17 protein-coding genes are annotated in these 18478 nt (G+C 43.4%); all 17 read right to left on the bottom strand.

Going from position 1 to position 18478, the window contains the following annotated elements; genetic code table 11:
* Positions 1-115 precede the first annotated feature (115 nt).
* The 17 genes from DFO72_RS07995 to DFO72_RS08075 all read right to left on the bottom strand — a co-directional run bounded on the left by DFO72_RS07995 (position 116) and on the right by DFO72_RS08075 (position 18312).
* Complete coding sequence (locus DFO72_RS07995) at positions 116-868, bottom strand: SDR family NAD(P)-dependent oxidoreductase (protein ID WP_113884031.1); 753 nt, start codon at positions 866-868, stop codon at positions 116-118.
* A 390-nt stretch (positions 869-1258) separates the two neighbouring features.
* A complete protein-coding gene (locus DFO72_RS08000) occupies positions 1259-1660 on the bottom strand; it encodes a PaaI family thioesterase (protein ID WP_113884032.1) in 402 nt (133 codons plus the stop codon).
* Between the two features lie 18 nt (positions 1661-1678).
* Positions 1679-2458: an enoyl-CoA hydratase/isomerase family protein gene (locus tag DFO72_RS08005; RefSeq protein WP_113884100.1), complete on the bottom strand. Its 780-nt coding sequence runs from the start codon at positions 2456-2458 to the stop codon at positions 1679-1681.
* Positions 2459-2474: 16 nt separating this feature from the next.
* Entirely contained in the window at positions 2475-2858 is a 384-nt protein-coding gene (locus DFO72_RS08010) for a PaaI family thioesterase (RefSeq protein WP_113884033.1), read from the bottom strand.
* A gap of 11 nt (positions 2859-2869) precedes the next feature.
* Positions 2870-4078 carry a thiolase family protein gene (locus DFO72_RS08015; RefSeq protein WP_113884034.1) on the bottom strand — a complete coding sequence of 403 codons (1209 nt, stop codon included), beginning with the start codon at positions 4076-4078 and terminating at the stop codon, positions 2870-2872.
* 26 nt (positions 4079-4104) lie between these two features.
* Complete coding sequence (locus tag DFO72_RS08020; protein WP_113884035.1) at positions 4105-5256, bottom strand: acyl-CoA dehydrogenase family protein; 1152 nt, start codon at positions 5254-5256, stop codon at positions 4105-4107.
* Positions 5257-5271: 15 nt separating this feature from the next.
* Entirely contained in the window at positions 5272-6117 is an 846-nt protein-coding gene (locus DFO72_RS08025; protein ID WP_110065939.1) for a 3-hydroxyacyl-CoA dehydrogenase family protein, read from the bottom strand.
* An 86-nt stretch (positions 6118-6203) separates the two neighbouring features.
* Positions 6204-7181 carry an electron transfer flavoprotein subunit alpha/FixB family protein gene (locus DFO72_RS08030; RefSeq protein ID WP_110065938.1) on the bottom strand — a complete coding sequence of 326 codons (978 nt, stop codon included), beginning with the start codon at positions 7179-7181 and terminating at the stop codon, positions 6204-6206.
* A gap of 13 nt (positions 7182-7194) precedes the next feature.
* Positions 7195-7968: an electron transfer flavoprotein subunit beta/FixA family protein gene (locus tag DFO72_RS08035; RefSeq protein WP_113884036.1), complete on the bottom strand. Its 774-nt coding sequence runs from the start codon at positions 7966-7968 to the stop codon at positions 7195-7197.
* A 14-nt stretch (positions 7969-7982) separates the two neighbouring features.
* Positions 7983-8861 (bottom strand): 3-hydroxyacyl-CoA dehydrogenase family protein, encoded by an 879-nt coding sequence (locus DFO72_RS08040; protein ID WP_113884037.1) that lies wholly within the window; start codon positions 8859-8861, stop codon positions 7983-7985.
* On the bottom strand, positions 8851-10473 hold the full coding sequence (locus DFO72_RS08045; protein ID WP_113884038.1) for a long-chain-fatty-acid--CoA ligase: 1623 nt from the start codon (positions 10471-10473) through the stop codon (positions 8851-8853). Before DFO72_RS08045 ends, DFO72_RS08040 begins: the two co-directional genes overlap by 11 nt.
* A gap of 21 nt (positions 10474-10494) precedes the next feature.
* Complete coding sequence (locus DFO72_RS08050) at positions 10495-11505, bottom strand: TAXI family TRAP transporter solute-binding subunit (protein ID WP_113884039.1); 1011 nt, start codon at positions 11503-11505, stop codon at positions 10495-10497.
* A gap of 24 nt (positions 11506-11529) precedes the next feature.
* Entirely contained in the window at positions 11530-13488 is a 1959-nt protein-coding gene (locus DFO72_RS08055; protein ID WP_113884040.1) for a TRAP transporter permease, read from the bottom strand.
* Positions 13489-13521: 33 nt separating this feature from the next.
* The gene (locus DFO72_RS08060; RefSeq protein ID WP_113884041.1) at positions 13522-14298 is read right to left on the bottom strand and encodes an SDR family oxidoreductase; all 777 of its coding nucleotides are present in this window, start codon (positions 14296-14298) and stop codon (positions 13522-13524) included.
* A 6-nt stretch (positions 14299-14304) separates the two neighbouring features.
* Entirely contained in the window at positions 14305-15453 is a 1149-nt protein-coding gene (locus DFO72_RS08065; protein WP_113884042.1) for an acyl-CoA dehydrogenase family protein, read from the bottom strand.
* 262 nt (positions 15454-15715) lie between these two features.
* Positions 15716-16624 (bottom strand): ketopantoate reductase family protein, encoded by a 909-nt coding sequence (locus DFO72_RS08070; protein WP_113884043.1) that lies wholly within the window; start codon positions 16622-16624, stop codon positions 15716-15718.
* An 11-nt stretch (positions 16625-16635) separates the two neighbouring features.
* Complete coding sequence (locus tag DFO72_RS08075; protein ID WP_113884044.1) at positions 16636-18312, bottom strand: sigma-54 interaction domain-containing protein; 1677 nt, start codon at positions 18310-18312, stop codon at positions 16636-16638.
* Positions 18313-18478: the final 166 nt, after the last annotated feature.

Below are 18478 nucleotides of genomic sequence, written 5' to 3' on the forward strand. Positions count from 1 at the left end.
GTTATAACTTTTAAAAATTTTTCCGATTATCAAAAAAAATTTGTAAAAACGGGTCCTAGAGATACGTAACTCAGGGAACACTGTCAGATTCATTTCTATTAAGAAAGGTCATTTCCTAATACGTCATGCCTCCCCCATCTACTGAAAGCGTGGCTCCAGTGATGAAGGATGATTCCTCGGAAGCAAGGAACAATACTGCAGATGCTACCTCTTCGGGCGTTCCGATTCTTCCGAGTGCATTGGCCCTGGAAATGATTGGCCATTTCCGCTCATCATTTTTCCAGCCTTTAATGATATTCGTATCAATAACCCCAGGAGCAATGGCATTTACCCGGATATTATACTTTCCATATTCCAAAGCTGCATTTTTAGTTAATAGGATCACCCCGGCTTTGGAGGCGTTATAGGGAGCTAGATATTTCTGCCCTTTGAGCCCGAGTAAACTGGAAGTGTTAATGATAGAACCGCCTCCGGCTTTCATCAACTCTGGGACGGCATGCTTCATCCCAAGGAAAACTCCTTTTAAATTGACATCAATGACCCGATCCCAATCTTCTTCTTCAAGATCAATACTTTTAACATTTGGACTGCCAATTCCCGCATTGTTGAAAAGGATATTCACCTGTCCATACATTTCTGATGCATATCCAATAAGATTCTTTACTTGTATGGAATCGCTTACATCAGTATGAAAAAATGCTGCTGAACCACCTTGCAGCGAAATAAGATTTACTGTTTCTTCTCCACCTTCAGCATCCATATCACCAATGACAATCTTTGCTCCTTGTTCTGCAAAGAGAAGGGCAGCTGCACGCCCAATCCCTCCGGATCCGCCGGTTATAATGGCTGTCTTTCCTGCTAATCTCATATCATTCCCCCTTCTGTGCCAGTCTTCCTACTTAGATACTAACCAGTAGGTATGTACTTAAACTTATTATAAGCTTAATATCGAATTATTCAACTACTATTCTAAATATTACAAAAATAATTTTAAATGGTCCGAAATACTAAAGATTTAAGCATTTTAAGAATCCATACATTCTATTAACTACTCGCCAGGTTCCTCTTACGCAGCTCAGCTGTACTTTCCTGTTCCTCTACAGAGACTCCCCGGGAATTTGAGTAAGCCCCTGAAAAAATACCGTAGAATGAAGGCGATTGTATTGAGGATCCCGTGCATTGCGCTCCAAACAACACGGTTCCAAAATCACATGAGCCTTTAACATAGCCATTAAATAAAAGGAACCTGACTTTTATTTTAAGAACGCAATAGTTTAAAGTTTCCTAACCCTTTTGCCAGAATTTCACCTTTTGAGTTTTTAATTTCTGCTTCCATAAAGGCAAGTTTAAAACCCAGCTTCAGGATTTTTGATTCTGCAAAAATTTCACCTACGGAAACCGGGGCAAAATATTGGATAGTTAGGCTGGTTGTAATGCACTTTTCCTTTGTAACAGCTCTTAGAAGCATCCCTTGGACAAAATCCAGCATCGTTGCATGAATTCCTCCATGAAGTGTACCATTTACATTTAACAGCTGATCCCTAATCCCCAGCTTTAATTTCACTCGGTTATCATCAAACTCTATGATTTCAAAACCAATATGCTTAAAAAAAGGACTATTTTCGAAGGTCTCCTTTATATCGTCAGCAGTCAACTGCACAATTTCACTCCCCTTATCTTATCGTGAAACGAACTCTGGTTTTCTTTTTTCCAGGAAAGCTGCTGTTCCCTCATTCTTGTCCTCTGTTGAGAATAGGACTGCCTGAGCCAGCTTTTCAATCATTAAACCAGTTTTTTGATCTGTCTCAGCTCCAGTGTGAACTGCTATTTTCGCCATTTTCACAGCAAGCGGGCCTTTTGTTAATATGATCCGGGCTATTTCCTCTGCTTTTGCCTGCAGATTTTCGGGTGACACTACTTCTGATACCAATCCAAACCGATAAGCCTCTTCACCGTCTATTACTTTTCCAGTCAAAATCATTTCAAGCGCTTTGCCTTTTCCTACAATTCGTGCTAGCCGCTGAGTTCCCCCTGCTCCCGGGATAATTGAAAGATTTAGCTCCGGCAGCCCAAATTTCGAATTATACGAAGCAACACGTATGTCACAGGAAAGAGCAAGCTCACATCCTCCTCCAAGGGCATAGCCATTTACCATCGCAATGGTTGGCTTATCATACATTTCAATATAGTCATAAACCTGTTGCATCCCGCCCGGTTTAAATACATCTAAAGCCACCTTCTGCTTGAGCTGGCTAATGTCTGCACCTGCGGCAAAAGATTTTTCTCCCTTCCCTGTAAAAATGACACAGCCCACCGTTTCATCTTCCCTCAGCCTGTTAAGTGCAGAAAGGATTTCCTGCAGCGTTTCATGATTTAAAGCATTTCGAAGCTCTGGACGGTTGATTACAATATAGGCAAGACTGTTCTTTTTTAAGACTTCAATATTTTCATAAACCAATTTCAAATCAGCTCCCTTACACATTTTTATAGGAAATTAATTTAAAGCTTGCCTGGCCATTTGCAATCATTCTGCCTGAAGCATCGAGGATCTTTCCTTCCCCATATGCTGATTTAGCCGTACTATGCAAGACTTTTGCCCGGCAGAAAAAGATGTCTTTTTTCGCAGAATCAAAAATATTGGTGTGCAGCTGAAGGGTTACAGCAAAACACCTTGCCTTTTCAGAAACGGCTGTTCCAATCGCAGTATCGAGCAATATCTGAAAAACGCCTGCACCAATGTTCTCTTCATCCAATAAATGCTTTTCTTTTAGAACACTTCTAATAACAATGGTTCCATTTTCATCAGGCTCACGTTTAAAATCCAAGTAGTCAAATAACAAGGAATGCCTATCTTCCATCTATTCCACCATCACATTCTCTGAGCTTGGGCAATATTTTCAATTAAGATGGCCATCCCTTGGCCTCCCCCCACACAAAGGGTTGCAATTCCATATCGTTCCTCCCTGCGAATCAGTTCGTGCATTAAGGTTACAACGATACGGGTACCTGTAGACCCTACAGGATGGCCAAGGGCAATTGCCCCGCCATTTACATTCACTTTATTCTGATCAAGACCCAGTTCTCTAATAACAGCAAGGGATTGAGATGCAAATGCTTCATTTAGCTCAAAAAGAGCAATATCTTTAATGGATTTATCTGTACGTTCAAGGAGTTTTTTAACTGCAGGGACTGGACCTATTCCCATAATTTCAGGTGACACACCTGCTGCAGCCCAATCAACTATCCTGGCAAGAGGCCTTTGGTTTAGCTCTTCAGCTTTTTCGCTTGACATGACAATAACAGCTGCAGCTCCATCATTTCGGCCGCAAGCATTCCCAGCCGTTACTGTTCCGGCGTTTCTGAAAGCCGGCTTTAATTTAGCCAGCTTTTCCATGGTGGTTTCAGGGCGGGGATGCTCATCTGTATCCACTAAAAAGGAACCTTTTTTTGATTGGATTTCGTACGAGGCAATTTCCTCCCTGAATCGGCCTTCCCGAATGGCTGCGTCCGCTTTTCGCTGGCTTTCTAATGCAAAAGCATCCTGGTCTTCCCTGGCAACACTATATTTTTCGGCTACATTTTCTGCGGTGATGCCCATGCCGAGATTTTCACCATAAATTTCCTTGGGCTGTTGTCCTGCTTCAGTATTAGAGTCAATCAATTTTGCCCGGTCTCCGCCAAAACGGGCCGCCCGCAAATAAATAGGTGAACAGCTCATGCTCTCCGTTCCGCCGGCCACAACAATCTCCGCCTGGCCGGATTGAATTTGCTGAACCGCAGAGGCAATAGCCTGCATCCCGGATGCGCATAAACGATTAACAGTGAAAGCAGGTGCAGTTTCAGGTATGCCTGCCCTTAAGGCTGCAACTCTTGCTACGTTTGATGATTCTGTTGATTGCCGCACTTCTCCTAAGATGACTTCATCAACCTGATCTCCTTTAAGTCTCGCACGACCCAGCGCTTCTTTAATTACATGGCTGGCCAAATGGCCTGAGCTGATTTCCTTCAAAGCTCCGCCATAACGTCCAATTGGGGTGCGTACACCGCTGACAATGACGATTTCTTTCCGAACTGCCATATCCATTCTCCTTTTACCTGCAAATTTTATAGGCTGTAATCCTTCTTTAATTGTCCTGCAATTATATTTTTCTGAATCTCTGAAGTTCCTTCGTATATGCGTGTAATACGTGCATCCCGGAAAAAACGTTCAATTGGATAGTCAGCAATATAACCAAGACCCCCATGTACCTGGACAGCCTTGTCGGCGACACGGTTGTAAACTTCAGATCCAAACAGCTTCAGCATCGCTGCTTCTTTGATAACCTTCATACCCTCATCGACCATCCAGGCGACTCTGTACGTAAAGGAACGAAGCGTTTCAATTTCCATAGCCATTTCAGCAAGCATATGAGAAACGGCCTGGTGTTCTATAATCGGAACATTAAATTGAACTCTGGTTTGAGCGAAAATAGCGGACATATCGAGTATCTTTTGGCATGATCCCAGATTCCTTGCTGCGAGGCCGGCACGTCCATTCGCAAGGATTTTAAGGGCATTTACATAGCCGTGTCCTTCTTCGCCAAGGACGTTTTCAACTGGAACTTCACAATCCTCGAGTATTACTTCAGCAGAATGTGATCCTCTCAGTCCCATTTTTTTCTCCACTGCTCCGACATGGAAGCCCGGAAAATCTTTTTCAACTATAAAAGATGTAATACCCTTTGCACCTTTTAAAGGGTCGGTTACTGCCATGACTGTAAAGACATCTGCCTCAGTGGCATTTGTGATATAATGTTTTGTTCCGTTAAGGATATATTTATCTCCTTTTTTTACTGCTGTCGTTTTTAAATTCGTTGCGTTTGATCCCGCAGCTGGTTCAGTGAGTGCGAAGGCACCAATCTTCTCCCCTGCTGCCATATCGGGAAGATACTTCTGTCTTTGCTCTTCGTTTCCCATCTCCACAATCCCGACTGTGCCGATGCCAGTATGTGCACCAATCAGGGTGGTATAACCATTATGTGTAGCACCAATTTCTTCATAAAGCGCACATTTTCCGACCATTCCAATACCCAGACCGCCATATTCCTCAGGAATACTCAGTCCGAATAAACCCATTTCTTTTGACATTTCTATTATTCTCTCAGGTATTTTGTTTTCTTCTTCAATTTGCATTGCGACAGCTTCTACTTCCGTCTGAACAAAGTCGCGGACATTCTTTTTCAAAAATTCGATGTCTTCACTCAATCGAAAATCCATTCCCAATCACCCCGCTTAATTGTAATCATAAAATCCTTTCCCGCTTTTCTTGCCGAGACGTCCCGCTTTGACATATTTAACCAGAACCGGACATGGACGGTATTTCTCACCAAGCGTTTTATAGAGATACTCCATATTCCGGAGCCTTGTATCGAGCCCCACAAGGTCCGCGAGTTCAAGCGGGCCCATCGGATGGTTTAGGCCAAGCTTGATCGCTTTATCGATATCCTCAACCGTGCCGACGCCTTCCATGACCATATTCATCGCTTCGTTGCCAATCAGGCAGTTCATTCTGCTCACCGCAAAGCCCGGAAATTCCGTGATTTTAACACATTCCTTTCCAAGCGCTTTTCCAAATTCAATGCTTCGTACAACCGTTTCTTCGGAAGTTTCCAATCCGCTGATGACTTCAATCAGCTTCATTTTGGGAACAGGGTTGAAGAAATGAAGGGCAATGCAGCGCTCTGGTCTTGAGGTTTGTGCCGCAATCTCAGTGGGACTCATCGTAGAGGTATTAGTAGCCAATATCGCTGACGGTTTAACGAACTGATCGAGCCGTTTGAAAATATCTATTTTAAGGTCCATTATTTCAGGTACAGCTTCAATGACCAAATCGGCTTCCTGAGCGGATTCTTCGAGTTTGGTTGTATATTGGATTCTGCTGATGGCCGAATCTCCTTCTTCTCTATTAATCAGCCCATTTTCAACAGAACGGTTAAATTGATTTTCTATATAAGCTTGACAGCTGTCCAGGGAGCTTTTATTAATATCCTGGACCACTGTCATAAATCCTGCCGCAGCACTTGAATAAGCGATTCCGCGGCCCATTGTGCCGGAACCAATTACACTGATTGTTTCCATGCTGATTCCTCCTTTTTAAACTTCATGGCAGGCAGTTTAAGTATTACTAGTCTTTAAATCTTTCAAAACATTTTTACTGAAATAGACTATGCTTTTACCAGCATTGCTTGAAGCTCTTCGACCAGCATTGGCACCACTTCAAATAAATCTCCGACAATACCGTAATCAGCTACCTTAAAAATGTTTGCTTCCGGATCTTTATTAATGGCCACGACTACTTTTGAATTCGACATTCCGGCTAAGTGCTGGATAGCACCTGAGATTCCACAAGCGATATATAGATCGGGTGTGACCACTTTTCCTGTTTGTCCGATTTGGAGTGAATAATCACAATATTCCGCATCACATGCACCGCGTGAAGCCCCAACCGCACCGCCAAGCACATCAGCAAGTTCCTTAAGCGGCTTGAAGCCCTCAGCACTTTTCACACCGCGCCCACCGGCCACAATCACTTTGGCTTCTGACAGGTCGACACCCTGGACAGCCTTTTCGGCTACTTCACGGACGATGCTGCGGAGATCTTTAATATCTGCAGAAACGGCTGAAATCTCTCCTTCACGTGATGCATCTTCTTTAAGCGGAGGGATGTTATTGGGCCTAATGGAAGCCATCAAAATCCCATCCGTTAAAATCTTCTTTTCAAATGCTTTTCCAGAATAGATAGGCCGTGTAAAAATAATATTGTCACCCGCTGCTTCAATGGCAACAGCATCAGAGATCAGTCCCGCGCCCAGCTTGCTTGCAATTTTAGGAGATAAATCCTTTCCTAGCGCTGTATGTCCAAAAATAATAGCTTCCGGTTTTTCTTGATCAATAACGGCAAGAAATGCCTGGGAAAATCCATCAGGAGTGTAGGCTGCAAGCTTAGGATCCTCAACAATGACAGCCCTGTCTGCACCATAATGAATCATCTGCGGTGCAAGACCGCGTACCGATTCACCCAACAGCACGGCAGTCACTTCTCCGCCTTCAGCGACTTTTTTCGCAGCAGCAATCCCTTCAAAGGATATATTCCTTAATTCTCCATTACGGACTTCTCCAAGCACGATTACTTTTCTTGTCATGTACATTCCCTCCTCAAATTACTTTTGCTTCTGAATGAAGCAGGTTGATAAGCTCCTTTACCTGATCCTGAACCTCTCCATCAAGAATACGGCCGCCTTCTTTTTTCGGAGGCAGATAAATGTCAACGGTTTTCGTTTTTGCCGCTACATCGTTTTCATCCAAATCAAGGTCAGCAAGTTCCAATTCTTCCAGCGGTTTTTTCTTTGCCTTCATAATTCCCGGCAAAGAAGGGTAGCGTGGTTCATTCAATCCTTGCTGTGCTGTAACAAGCAGCGGAAGAGACGCTTCAATGGTTTCCGAGCTGCCCTCAACGTCCCTGATAATGTTCACATTTCTTCCCTCTATTTCAATTTTTGTAATAGTGGTAACGTAAGGGATGCCCAGAAGGTCAGCAACACGAGGCCCGACCTGACCGCTTCCGCCATCAATCGCAACATTCCCTGCAAAAATTAAGTCTGCTTCCTTATCCTCTAAAAACTCAACCAAAATTTTCGCTGTTGTAAACTCATCACCTATCTCCAGGTCATCTTCGGTATTAATCAGCACGGCTTTATCTGCTCCAATTGCCAGCGCTGTCCGCAGCTGCTTTTCGGCATCCCCGCTGCCAACGGAAACCACTGTTACTTCCCCTCCCTGGCTGTCCCGAATCTGAATCGCTTCTTCCACTCCATATTCGTCATAGGGGTTAATAATGAATTCAGCTCCATCTGAATTGATCTCTCCGCCGGAGATGGCAATTTTCTCTTCAGTATCGAAAGTCCTTTTTAATAAAACGTATATATTCATCCATATCCCTCCCGTTAGACTTTTGCCTCTGCGGCAGTATAAGTGTAAAAACCTTTTCCAGTCTTTCTTCCAAGCTCTCCTTTTTCATATTTCTCCTGGACAACCCTTGAAGGTTTGTCTCTCTCATCTCCACTTTCCTTGTAGCGCTGCATTCGGACCAGATAATTTACATCAATTCCTGTCAGATCCATTAAAGCGAATGGTCCGATCGGATGGTTAAGCGCTTTCATGCAAACGAGATCAATATCTTCATGACTGGCAATCCCGTTTTCAAGAAGATATACGGCTTCGTCCATCAGCTTTCCAAGAATCCTGTTTGCTACAAAGCCTGAAATTTCTTTATTTAATAGGACTGGGTACTTATTGATGGACTTCACAAACTCCATAGCCGTCTCAGCGGTTTCTGCAGAGGTATGAGGCCCGCGGACAACTTCAACAAGCTCCATGACCAGTGCCGGATTGAAGAAATGGACATTACACACTTTTTCCGGCCTTCCCGTTGCATCAGCAAGCTCAGAGCTTACAATGGTGGAACTGTTCGTGGCAATGATTGCATGTGCCGGCGCAAGCTTATCAAGCTTTGAAAATAGCTCTCTTTTAATCTCAAGCTTTTCTACTATCGCTTCAATGATAAAATCAGCACCGCTTAATTCATCAAGGGAAGCGGTAAAATGAATTCTGCTAAACGCTTCTTCAGCTGATTCCCTCGTAAGCCTTCCTTTTGAAACTCTTTTTTTCATTTGTTCCTCCAGCATTAGCCTGCCTTTTTTCAGGTTATCTTTACTTACATCCTGCAAGGTGACAGAATAGCCGCCCAAAGCACATACCATTGCAATTTGTGACCCCATTGTTCCAGCGCCGATCACGCCGACTTTTTCAATCTTATTCGGCATTGTTCTTCTCTCCTTTCTCAAGCTCCTCTTTTACAAGCAGTCTTTTCAAAAGCTTCCCGACAGTGTTCCTCGGAAGTGCTCTGCGAACCTCAAACATTTTTGGAACCTTATAGGGCGTTAATTTTGAGTAGCAATACCCTTTAAGTTCATCTATATCGATTTCCCTTCCGCTTTTTGGAACAACATAAGCTTTGACCAGCTCCCCATGTTCCTCATCAGGAATGCCAGCAACAGCCGCTTCCTGGATATCCAGATGTTCATACAGGACCCCTTCCACTTCCTGCGGATAAATGTTGAAGCCTCCTACAATGATCATTTCCTTTTTTCGGCCAACGATATAAAAATAGCCGTCGTCATCCATCATGGCGAGATCACCTGTATAAAGCCAGCCGTTCTGAAGCGCTGCAGCCGTTTCTTCTTCATTATTCCAGTAGCCTTTCATGATCTGAGGGCCTTTGATCAGCAATTCCCCGACACATTTAGGACCTAATTCATTTTTGTTTTCGTCAATGATCATGCAGTCCGTTTCAGGCATGGGAATCCCGATACTGGCAACCTTTCTGATTCCAAAAGGGGGATTGCGATGGGTGGAAGGGGATGCTTCTGATAATCCAAATCCTTCACCAATCGTTGCCCCTGTCAATTCTTCAAATCGTTTAATGACTTCAACAGGCAGCGGGGCCGATCCTGATGAACAGGTTTTCAGACAATTTAAACCATATTGCTCGATCCCCGGGTGATTCACAAAGGAAATATACATTTTGGGTACTCCCGGAAAGAAAGTAGGCCGATATTTTTTTATGTTTTCAAGTACCTTATTCACGTCAAACTTTCTAAATAGCAGGATTCTTGCTCCTATATAGATTCCAAGATTCATTGCGCTTGTCATGGCGTAGACATGATATAAAGGGGTTGCGGTGAGAATGGTTTCCTCACCGGAAATCATATTTCCGTTATACATATTAAAACTCTGAATCACATTGGCAACCAGGTTGTAGTGTGTCAGCATTGCACCTTTCGTCTTCCCGGATGTGCCGCCTGTATACTGAATGACCGCAATATCTTCATGTACATCAATTTCCGCTGGAGTATCAATTGGAGCTGAGAACGGAATCAGTTCATCCAGCGTTTTGCACCCTTCCGAATTCCCGACTTCAAACTGTGAGCCGATTATGTACCGGAACTGGTAAAGCTCGTTCACCTCGAGAATCGTTTTTCTTGATAATGGATCACCAACGATATAGGAAACCTGTGAGTCATTTACAATCTGCAGAAGTTCTCTCGCCGTATACATCGGATTGATTTGGACGACCGTGAGACCCAGCGCCTGTGCTGCATAATAGCAGATGATGTAGTCTGGATGGTTGGAAAGCATTAAGCCTATCCGCTCACCCTTTTGAAACCCCATCTCCTGCAAGCCTCCCGCAAGCCTGTCAACCTGGTCCTTCAGCTCCAGATAGGTTGTTTTTTCATTTTCAAAAATAATTGCCGTCTTATCTCCGTAATGAAGGACCGATTGTTCCAGTACCCGATAAAGAGGAATTTCGGTAATTTCAATGTTGGCATTTTGCTGATAATGCTTAAACCATGGCCGGTTCTTTAGATTATGCAAGGGTTCCTCACCTCCTTATTTTTATTTAAGGGCCCCTTTTTCTTCATAATATTTCTTCGCGCCAGGATGAAGAGTTTCAGGGTCAATACCATCAAGAACAGTATCCAGAGTGAAATGCTTTGCCCGTTCAGGTATTTGCTTTTCAAAGGCACTCATATTGTCCCAAAATAATTTTGTAAGATTGTAAACATATTCCTCATCCAGCTCTTTTTGAACTGTAAGCATTGAAACGGCCGTATAGGTTGGAATATCCTTCTCCTGGCCTTTATAGGTTCCGGCAGGCAGATTATCAAAGGATATTCCGTAGTCCTTCTTGCTAATGCTTTCAAGTTTATCCTGATCGATCGGCAGCACTTTTACAGGGTTTGTCATTTCAATTTCCTGCAAGGATGCAATTGCTGGAGCCCCGCCTCCAAGGAACACATCGACATTTCCATCTGCCAGCATGGAAGCTCCGTCATTATAATTTCCATAGGAAATTTTGCCGCCGGCTTTCTTGATTTTCTCCTCGTTAATTCCATACTCCTCCATCATTCGCCAGAATGCGACTGGCCCGCCGCCATCCTTAGGACCAAGGAAAATATGCTTATCCACAATATCTTCAATGGAATTAATGTCTTCAGATTTCTGTAAAGTCGCGATCGTCTGATAGACAGGGTACAATGAAGCCACACTTGCAATGGTGTCGACCTTTTTCTCAAAGCTGCCTTCTCCTTTAATGGCATCTGAGAAATCTGAAGTATAGTTAATACCCATTTCAATATCGCCGACATCCATTGATTTTAAGTTGGCCGTTGATCCGCCCTCAATTTGTGATGCATTCAATCCGCTGAAATTATCCATATAAACCTCTGACATAATGGTCGTAATCGGAAACCAGCCCGATCCCATCGGACCTGAACCGATTCGAAGGAATTTACCCGGAGCTTCAAGTTTTCCTTCTCCCCCAGATGCTTCTTTTCCACCTGAACCGCAGGCCGCCAAAAGGAACGTGCAAATAATCAGCAATAGCGTTAAAGACAATTTTTTCATGATTAATTCTCCTCTCCTTCTTTACTAAGCATTCAATTCTTTTGCATTGCCTGCTGCAGACGTCCGTTTGTTCATGAAATAAACGAGGATGAAAATGGCTATGCCCGCAATATCCGAAAGTAAACCTGGCACAACCAATGTAAAGGAAGAAATAAACAGCAAAGCCCGCTGCACCAAGTTCATTTCATTGACCAGATAATTTTCTATTGCCGCAGAAAAAATAAAGCAGCTGAATAAAGCGCTTACAACCGCGAGCGTAATTCCAAAGACACTTCCTTCCTGAAGCAACAGCTGCGGATTATAGACGAAAATGAAGGGGATAAGAAATCCACCCGCACCGATCCGGATTGCGTAGAAGGCTGTAGCGTTAGGGTTAGATCCGGCTATTCCCGCTGTTGTGTAAGCAGTAATGGCAACAGGCGGCGTCAAGCCTGACAGGACTCCAAAATAAAAGACAAACATGTGGGCTGCAATCAAATTGACACCCGCGTCGGTTAGTGCCGGCACTCCCAAAACTGCGAGAATGACATAGGCTGAAACAGTTGGCATCCCCATTCCCAGAACAATGGACGCTAAGCCAATTAAGAGAAGCAGCGGAAACAATTGGCCGCCTGCAAGGTCAATGACAAATCTTGAAAAATTAAGGCCCAGTCCTGTAAGAGATACTGCCCCGACAATAATGCCGGCTGTCGCACAGGCGGCAATGACTGCCAGTGACCCGCGAATCCCGTCTTCAAGCGCTGCCAGGATGGATAAAAGGTTCATCCTTGTTGACTTCCTGATCCAGCTGATGGCGATAGTCAGCAGGATCGCATAAAACCCTGCTTTCATCGGGCTGTACCCGTACATCATTAAGCCAATAATGATGAAGATTGGCAAAAACAAATACCCTTCCCGCAAAAGGATCTTCTTTGGATCAGGCAGCTGCTCTTCCGGAATGCCCGCAAGCTTTAGGCGCTTAGCATGGAAATAGACGATAAAGCCAGCAATCAGGAAATAGATAATCGCGGGAATGAGCGCATATAATGCCAGTTTAATATAAGGAACACCGGTAGCTTCCGCCATGATGAATACCGATGCCCCCATGATTGGCGGCATAATTTGTCCGCCCTGAGAGGCTACAGCCTCAACTGCCCCGGCAAATTTCCTGGAATAGCCGAGCTTTTTCATCAACGGGATCGTAAAAGAACCAGTTATGGCTGCATTAGCGGCTCCATTTCCTGTAATCGTAGAAACAAGGGCGCTTGCACCAACCGCGGAAAGGGCAGGACCCCCCGTTTTTTTCCCAAGTGCACCAAAAGCAAAGTTGGTAAAAAACTGCCCTCCTCCCGATTTCATCAAAAACGATCCAAACACAACAAACAGCACCAGGATCGTCGAACTCACATAGATGGGCGAGCTGAAAATACCAAGCGTACTATTAAACATCTGGTCTATCATCTTGCCGTATCTTGCACCCGGATGCGCTAGGATGCCTGGGAAGTATTGCCCGAAAAAAATATAAACAAGAAATAACAATCCAATCAGCATCATAGCCAGCCCATTCGTCCTTCGGGTTGCTTCTAGCACAAGGGCAATTAAAATCGTGCCAAATATCATATCATACTGACCCACGTTCCCCTGCCTGCTCTGTATTCCTTCAGCTCCAAACAGACAATAGGCGCCTATGGCAAGAGTGAGGATGACAAACAGAACATCTATTGCACCAAATTTCTTGCCTTTTCTAAACGGGAATAACAGAAATATCAAAAGCAAGGCCCAGACAACGTGAATGCTTCGCTGTTCCCATGAAGGCAGAGTTCCAAATCCTGCCGTATAAACATGAAAAACCGACATCCCGATTGCCAGCAGCGAAATAATCAGCAAAAATACCCTGGCATTATTCCACCCCTCCTTTCGGGAATGCCATAGTTCTTCAATATAGGCGGGTTTCACTTTTATAGAAGTATCAATGATTTTAGACTCCTGTACTTGAACCATCATTATCCCTCCCTTAACGGTTATAATACTGACGGACTAAAGCGAGCTGCCGCCATCAACTGCCAGAATTTGGCCAGTCACAAATGCACTGGCAGGGCTGGCGAAAAAAAGGGCAGCGCCCTTTAAGGCATCATCATCCCCAATTCTGCCGAGCGGATTATGCTTCCTGATTTCATCCCCTTTTTCGCTCAGAACATGGTTTGTCATTTTTGTCGGGAAAAATCCAGGTGCAATCGCATTGACATGAATATTATACTGACCCCATTTACGGGCAAGGTCTTTCGTAAAGTGATGGACAGCTGCCTTGCTTGTGCTATAGCCAATTGCATTCAGCACCTGAGGCGGCTCTGCTTTTAAACCAGCTACAGAACCAATGTTGATAATTTTGCCTGATTGCCGTTCGATCATATGCCTTCCTACTTCCTTTGTAATAAGAAACATCCCAGTTAGATTAACGTTCATCACTTTTTCCCAGGCATTGAGAGGCATTTCTTCAACTGCTGCTCCCCAGGTGGCACCACTGTTGTTTACGAGTATGTTAATCTGTCCGAAATCGGATAATACCTGCCTTACCGTTTCTTTGACATCGTTTTCATTTTGGATATTGCAGGCATACCCTTTAGCCTGAATACCGAATGTTTCAGCTAAGGTTCTGGCGGTCTCTTCGCACTGTTCAAGCTTACGCGAACAAACGGCGATATGGCAGCCGGAGGAAGCAAATATTTCGGCCATTTGCCGTCCAAGCCCCCTTCCCCCGCCGGTGATCAAGGCAACTTTGCTTTTGATATTGAACAATTCTTTTTGGTTTGCCATCCTTCATCAAACCTCTTCCAGAATTCTTCTTGCAATAATCAGACGCTGAATTTCGTTTGTTCCTTCATAAATCTTTGTAATCCTTGCATCCCGATAAAAACGTTCCACCGGATAGTCGGAAACGTATCCCATCCCTCCATGAATTTGTACAGCTTTGTCAGCTACTTTATTAAAAACTTCAGACGCAAATAACTTGGCCATCGAGGCTTCTTTGATCACTTTTTTTCCTTCATCAATCATCATCGCTGCGCGCAATGTCAATGCCCTTGCAGCCTCTGTTTCCGTCGCCATGTCAGCCAGCATCCACTGGATAGCCTGATTGTCTGCAATTGGCTTCCCGAACTGGATTCTTTCTTTTGCATAAGAGGAGGAGAGTTCGATCAATTTATCACACGATCCGACTGATCTTGCAGCCAGTCCTACACGTCCTTCGCCAAGAATTTTCAGTGCTGAAATATATCCCTTGCCGACTTGGCCAATTACATTTTCCTCTGGTACAACACAATCTTCAAAAATCAGCTGGGCCGTGTATGAACCTCTTAAACCCATTTTTTTATCCTGCTTTCCAATTGTGAATCCGGGGAAATTCTTTTCAACCAGGAAGGCTGTGATGCCTCCTTTGGCACCTTTTTCTTTGTCAGTTAAGGCAAAAACGGTAAAAACATCTGCCACTGGTGCGTTTGTGATAAAATGCTTTGTTCCATTAATAATCCAATTACTTCCCTTTTTCTCTGCGCGTGTTGCCAAATTAGTGGCATCTGATCCAGCACCAGGCTCAGAAAGAGCGAATGCAGCAACTTTTCTTCCTGCCGCCATATCAGGCAAATACTTTTGTTTCAAGTACTCAGAGGCAAGCTTAACGAGTCCTGTGCTGCCAATTCCGGTATGGGCACTGATCAGGCTGACGAAGCCGTTGTGTGTTCTCCCCAATTGTTCAAGGACAACTGCTTTGCCAACAGCATTTAATCCGATACCGCCATATTCCTCGGGAATGCTCATTCCGAAGAGGCCCAATTCTTTTGCCTGCTCAATCAGGTGCTGCGGAATTCTGTCCTCATCTTCAATCTGCTGGGCAAAAGGCTCAACCTCCCTTTCTACAAAGCTTTTAACCATTTGTTTCATTTGTTCAATTTCCTGCGGAAGTGCTGCAATCATATGTATGTCCTCCCCCATTTTATTTATATAAATCAATATGCAATAACTGTGCCAAGTCTGAAAACCCTTCATTTACAATAGTTTGAATATTTTTAAAAATAAATTGATTCATTAATGAATCAAAAGATAGAAAGTTTGACATATTATGAGTTTGTACCGCATGATTCAAAATTGAATCACCGAATTCTTTTTTGAATCATTCATCATTTGCCAAAATAAGAAAACCGCTATTTTTATTAAATAGCGGTTGGCAATTGATTCATTATGCTTTTCTTTCCAAAAATTTGAGGAGACTGTGTATGGTTTCTGTGTATGGCACTGAAACTTCCCTTTCTTCAGCTTTCCGAATGAGAAAGCCTGTCAAAGCATCTGTCTCTAATTTCTTGCCGTTTAACAAATCTTGGAGCATGGATGTTTTATGGCTCTTTGCCCTTTCTGAGCGAATAATGAGGTCTTCAGAATAGGAGGGAGGGAAGCTAAGCCCGAGTTTGCCGGCCACCTCGATACCTTCCTCACAAATTCCTTTTGCCAGCTTTTTCAGTTCCGGGCTGTCCAAAATATCGCCAACAGAAGCACCAGTAACAGCTGATAAAGGATTAAAGGTGATGTTCCAAATATACTTTTTCCATTTTGCTTGTAAGATATGATCCGATACTTTAGCAGGGATATCCGATTTCGTAAACAGCTCAGCATATCGGCGGCTGTCATCTTCTCCCGATGCATGCAAGGTTCCAAAAACAAGCTGATAAAATCCGGCTTGCTGAATCACTCCGGGGCCCTTCGTTTGGGCCTGCACATAAGTGGCAGCAGAGAATACCCGTTCCGGGCCAAACACAGAGCTTAATATTTCTTCATTGCTTACTCCGTTCTGCAGCGTTAAAATATGGGTTTCCGGACCGCATGCTTCTGCAATCTGGCGGGCAGCCTCAAGTGTATCAACAGATTTTACGCAAAATAAGATAAGGTTGGATCCTTTTAAATCGTTTACATCATTTGAAAAACTGCCGTCCACATGGATTAGTTCATTATCTTTATAAACCTTCAAACCTTCCTGCTGCATTTTCTCCAAATTTTTCCCTCTGGCAATAAAGATTACCTCATGGCCCGACCTCTTCAGCAAACTCCCAAAAAAACCCCCGACAGCTCCAGTTCCCATTATTCCAATTTTCATAAGTGCCTCCTTTATTCTTTATTCATAAAATTCAAATTATACTTTTTTAATTTTCTTACTATTGTCGGCTGACTTGTATCAAGTGCTTCTGCCAGTTCATATGTTGTGCTGTATTTTTTGACAGCCAGCTGAAGAACTTTCTCCTCCGCCAATTCTGCTGCTTGCTTTAGCGTCATCATTTCATTTACTTCAATGGCTTCCCCATTCTTATTCTTATATTCTGCAGGCAGATGACTTAGGAGCAGATTATCTTCATCCGTAATAAGAACCATTCTCTCAATTAAGTTTGCTAGTTCACGAATATTCCCTGGCCATGTGTAATGATAAAAAAACTCTTTAAGACCGGAAGAAAGCTTTTTATGTACTCTATATTGGGAGTTCTTTAATTCAAGATAATATTCGGCAAGCGGGAGAATTTCATCTTTTCGATCACTAAGAGGAGGAATTGAAATCGGAATCACATTCAGACGATAAAACAAATCTTCACGAAAATCTCCATTCAAAACCATTTCCTTTAAGTTTCTGTTTGTTGCAGCGATGATGCGTACATTCACTTTCTTCGGTCTGGTTCCACCAATCCGCTGTACCTCCTGCTCCTGGAGGGTTCTCAAGAGCTTAACCTGCAATTGAAGGGGCAGCTCACCTACCTCATCAAGAAAGAGAACTCCTTTATCTGCCATCTCAAACATGCCGGCCTTCCCTTTTGTACTGGCACCCGTAAACGCACCGGCTTCATATCCAAATAACTCTGATTCCAGCAAGTCAGGCGGAATGGCCCCGCAATTAATCTTTATCAAATCACCGCTTCTGATTCTATCACTTTGGTCATAAATATACCGTGCGAGAACATCTTTCCCAGTCCCGGTTTCACCGAGAATCAGCACAGTAGCATCAACATTGGATATTCTGGAAGCAGTGTCATAAACCCTTTTCATCACTTTGCTTCTGATGACAACATCCTTAGCCCCGTAGGACCTTCCTTTAAGCCTCTCGATTTCCTTTTTGTAGCTATTATTTAATTGATTCGCTTCTAATAGAGCCGACTGAAGGTCATTCAACTCGGATAAATCCCGAATATTGGTAACAATGCTTTGTATTTCACCTTCCTCATTAAAAACGGGATTTCCGGTTAACAGGACTTCTTTCCCCAAGAAGTTTTGCTGGACAAGGGAAACGCTTCGTTTTTTCTCCAGGACCTGGTGTGTTACGGAATTTTTCAGAATCCCTCTCTTCATTAAAGCATCGACTTTTTTCCCTATATAGTATTCTTTTGGAATCCCAGTTAATCTTTCAATCGCAGAATTCGTTTTTATCGTAATGCCTTCCTTATTCGTAATATAAATGCCGTCATAAGAATTTTCAATCGTAGCATCAAGCTCCCAATTCACACGCTTCGCTTCCCGCAACTCCTCAATTAAGGATGTCAGCTCAGAGGAAAACGTTCCAATATAGACGATTTCTTCTGAATCAGGCAGCCTGCTTTTAATGAAAATACAATCCTTATTCTGATAAGACCCATGAATCAGCTGTCCTCCCCTTAACTCAACCCAGCTTTCAAAGACGTCCCGAATATACATATGATCGATTTCAGCAATAGATAGGCTATGCCGGAAGAATTCATTGCAATAGGAGATGCAATCGTCAGGAGAAGCGATAAAGAACGGAAACGGAAGTTTATCTGCCTCCATAGGATCACCTCATTTTTAGCTTTTTGTTTTAGGTGCATTACTATATATTTCTTCGATTATTTTATTTTCCCTTTATCCCATTTTTTATCTATCACTTAAAAATCGCTCAAAGCTAAAACAAAATGGTCTCTTTTTTCAAAAAAAAAGCGCCATAACAGGCACTTCA

Source organism: Cytobacillus oceanisediminis, from assembly GCF_004366035.1.
GTDB classification, from domain to species: Bacteria; Bacillota; Bacilli; order Bacillales; family Cytobacillaceae; genus Cytobacillus; species Cytobacillus oceanisediminis_C.

Excerpts from the sequence above, each read along its gene's own strand:
- DFO72_RS07995 (WP_113884031.1), bottom strand. The coding sequence starts at position 868 with ATGAGATTAGCAGGAAAGACAGCCATTATAACCGGCGGATCCGGAGGG.
- DFO72_RS08010 (WP_113884033.1), bottom strand. The coding sequence starts at position 2,858 with ATGGAAGATAGGCATTCCTTGTTATTTGACTACTTGGATTTTAAACGT.
- DFO72_RS08015 (WP_113884034.1), bottom strand. The coding sequence starts at position 4,078 with ATGGCAGTTCGGAAAGAAATCGTCATTGTCAGCGGTGTACGCACCCCA.
- DFO72_RS08020 (WP_113884035.1), bottom strand. The coding sequence starts at position 5,256 with ATGGATTTTCGATTGAGTGAAGACATCGAATTTTTGAAAAAGAATGTC.
- DFO72_RS08025 (WP_110065939.1), bottom strand. The coding sequence starts at position 6,117 with ATGGAAACAATCAGTGTAATTGGTTCCGGCACAATGGGCCGCGGAATC.
- DFO72_RS08030 (WP_110065938.1), bottom strand. The coding sequence starts at position 7,181 with ATGACAAGAAAAGTAATCGTGCTTGGAGAAGTCCGTAATGGAGAATTA.
- DFO72_RS08035 (WP_113884036.1), bottom strand. The coding sequence starts at position 7,968 with ATGAATATATACGTTTTATTAAAAAGGACTTTCGATACTGAAGAGAAA.
- DFO72_RS08040 (WP_113884037.1), bottom strand. The coding sequence starts at position 8,861 with ATGCCGAATAAGATTGAAAAAGTCGGCGTGATCGGCGCTGGAACAATG.
- DFO72_RS08050 (WP_113884039.1), bottom strand. The coding sequence starts at position 11,505 with ATGAAAAAATTGTCTTTAACGCTATTGCTGATTATTTGCACGTTCCTT.
- DFO72_RS08055 (WP_113884040.1), bottom strand. The coding sequence starts at position 13,488 with ATGATGGTTCAAGTACAGGAGTCTAAAATCATTGATACTTCTATAAAA.
- DFO72_RS08060 (WP_113884041.1), bottom strand. The coding sequence starts at position 14,298 with ATGGCAAACCAAAAAGAATTGTTCAATATCAAAAGCAAAGTTGCCTTG.
- DFO72_RS08065 (WP_113884042.1), bottom strand. The coding sequence starts at position 15,453 with ATGATTGCAGCACTTCCGCAGGAAATTGAACAAATGAAACAAATGGTT.
- DFO72_RS08070 (WP_113884043.1), bottom strand. The coding sequence starts at position 16,624 with ATGAAAATTGGAATAATGGGAACTGGAGCTGTCGGGGGTTTTTTTGGG.
- DFO72_RS08075 (WP_113884044.1), bottom strand. The coding sequence starts at position 18,312 with ATGGAGGCAGATAAACTTCCGTTTCCGTTCTTTATCGCTTCTCCTGAC.